The sequence below is a fragment of the Virgibacillus indicus genome, from assembly GCF_002266285.1.
GTDB lineage: Bacteria > Bacillota > Bacilli > Bacillales > Amphibacillaceae > Virgibacillus_K > Virgibacillus_K indicus.
Window position 1 is genome coordinate 1 of sequence record NZ_NPMS01000073.1, and the last position, 388, is coordinate 388.

Here is a 388-nt window from a genome sequence, read left to right on the forward strand (position 1 = left end):
TGACCCTGGCCTATGGCGCGGGCACCTACCGCGGCACCGGCAACGCCTACCAGATGGCCAACTACTACCTGGATACGTGGAATGGCGAGCTGCCGCACCCGGGTGGCAACAGCACCGGCCACATCGACCTGGACAACGAGATCCAGAACGCCACGATGAACCCCAACCGGCCGGGGGTGGGCGGCCTGGGCTTCGATACGCGTGAGAGCGGTACCAGCCAGTTCGTCGAACTGGGCGTGGCCGATCTGTACGCCAGCCTCAGCGGCACGGTCAGCACCACGCGCTGGGTGAACGTCAACGCGACCAACACCTCGGCGTTGTCCGGCAGTGCCTTCTCTGGCGCCTCCGGCAACATCGGCGTGAACGTGGCGGCGGGCACCGGCAACCT

1 protein-coding gene is annotated in these 388 nt (G+C 67.0%); it reads left to right on the plus strand.

The genetic code is table 11. The features are described 5' to 3' along the window. On the plus strand, positions 1–388 hold a 388-nt coding region (locus tag CIL03_RS19520; RefSeq protein ID WP_206207727.1), incomplete at both ends, for a hypothetical protein.